The organism is Variovorax sp. 01T439_2 (genome assembly GCF_056398445.1).
In genome coordinates this window covers 1-1967 of sequence record NZ_JBFTPJ010001037.1, presented here as the reverse complement: position 1 = coordinate 1967, position 1967 = coordinate 1, and the positions used below count along the sequence as shown (strand labels likewise).

The 1967-nt window shown below is 66.3% G+C and carries 2 protein-coding genes; both read left to right on the top strand.

All coding sequences use genetic code 11. The features are described 5' to 3' along the window. Positions 1-170: 170 nt before the first annotated feature. Entirely contained in the window at positions 171-866 is a 696-nt protein-coding gene (locus AC1DOC_RS31520; RefSeq protein ID WP_018904476.1) for a GntR family transcriptional regulator, read from the top strand. Between the two features lie 8 nt (positions 867-874). After that, positions 875-1967, top strand: a 1093-nt coding sequence (locus AC1DOC_RS31515; RefSeq protein WP_478131320.1) for an FAD-binding oxidoreductase, incomplete at its 3' end; no start/stop codon positions are given.

Below are 1967 nucleotides of genomic sequence, written 5' to 3'. Positions count from 1 at the left end.
GATCTGGAGGAAGTGGCGACCGGTGGGATGGATGTCGAGTTGCAGCATGGGACTGTCCTTTCGCTTTCAGTTTTGCATTCAAAACTGATTTAAATATGATGGTTTACCCTTATTCAATGGGATTGCGGCTGTGGTTTTTTGCATTCAAAATGCATTCAAGGGAAACAAAAATGACCGCAGACATCATCGAAATCTCGCGCCTCGCGCTGCACGACCAGGTCGCGTCGCGCCTGCGCACGATGCTGGTCGAAGGGCACATCGCGCCCGGCGCCAAGCTCAACGAGCGCGAGCTGTGCCTTCAATTGCGCGTCTCGCGCACGCCGCTGCGCGAGGCCATCAAGCTGCTCGCGGCCGAAGGGCTGGTCGACCTGCTGCCCAACCGCGGCGCGGTGGCGGTGAAGCTCACCGAGGCCGACGTGCTCAACACCTTCGAGGTGCTGGCCATGCTCGAAGGCATGTCGGGCGAGCTCGCGGCCAAGCGCATCACCGACGAGGAACTGGCCGAGGTGCGCGCGCTGCACTACGAAATGATGGCCTGCTTCGCGCGGCGCGATCTCTCGGGCTACTACCGCCTCAACGCGCGCATCCACACCGCCATCAACGAGGCCGCGGGCAACCCGGTGCTGTCCAGCACCTACCGCTCCATCAATGCCCGCGTGCAGTCGCTGCGCTTTCGCACCAACCAGAACGATGCCAAGTGGAAGCATGCGGTCGAAGAGCACGAGCAGATGATCGTTGCGCTGGCCGCGCGCGATGCCGCCGGCATGCGCAAGGTGCTCATCTCCCACGTGATGCGCAAGCGCGACACGGTGCTGGAGCTGATGCGCACCGGCCAGATCTATCCCCAGGCCCACACAGCGAGCTGACCTTCACCATGCGCGTCGATCCCGCCAGCCACATCCAGCCCGCCGGAACCGTTCTTCCGCCCAACGACACCTGCGAGCTGCTCGCACGGCGGCTCTGCGCCGAGACCGAGGGCGAGGTGCTGTTCGACGACGGCTCGCGCGGCCGCTATGCCACCGATGCGTCGATCTACCAGATCACGCCGGTCGGCGCCTTCGTGCCGACGAATGAACGCGACATTGCCACCGCCATCGACATCGCACGCGACCTGAAGGTGCCGGTGCTCGCGCGCGGCGGCGGCACCAGCCAGTGCGGCCAGACCACGGGCGCCGCGCTGGTGATCGACAACAGCAAGCATTTCCGCCGCGTGCTCGACGTGAACCTGGAGGAGGGCACCGCCACCGTCGAGCCCGGCCTGGTGCTCGACCACCTGAATGCGCAGCTCAAGCCGCACGGCCTCTGGTATCCGGTCGATGTGTCGACCAGCGCACAGGCCACGCTGGGCGGCATGGCGGGCAACAACTCCTGCGGCTCGCGCTCCATCGCCTACGGCAACATGGTGCACAACGTGCTGGGTGCGAGCGCCTGGCTCTCGAGCGGCGAGTTGGTGGAGTTCGGCCCGCAATCCACGCTGGGCGCCCGCGCGGCGGGCATCGCGAAGTTCGTGCACGGGCTTGCGCTGGCGCACCGCGAGCAGATCCACGCCCACTGGCCCAAGGTGCTGCGCCGCGTCGCGGGCTACAACCTCGACATCTTCGACAACCAGAGCGAGCGCCCCTACACCGCCGACGGCAGCGTGAACCTCGCGCACCTTCTGGTCGGCGCCGAGGGCACGCTGGCCTACACCCGGAGCCTCACGCTCAAGCTCGCGCCGCTGCCGCGCGCCAAGGTGCTGGGCATCGTGAACTTTCCGACCTTCCATGCGGCCATGGATGCGGCGCAGCACATCGTGAAGCTGGGGCCCACGGCGGTGGAGCTGGTCGACCGCACGATGATCGAGCTGAGCCTTGCCAACCCGGCCTTCAAGCCCACGGTGGAAACCGCGCTGATCGGCAAGCCCGCGGCCATCCTGCTGGTCGAGTTTGCCGGCGCCGACAAGGCCGCGCTGCTGCCACGGCTCAGGC

Coding starts and splice junctions, on each gene's coding strand:
- AC1DOC_RS31520 (WP_018904476.1), top strand. CDS start 171: ATGACCGCAGACATCATCGAAATCTCGCGCCTCGCGCTGCACGACCAG.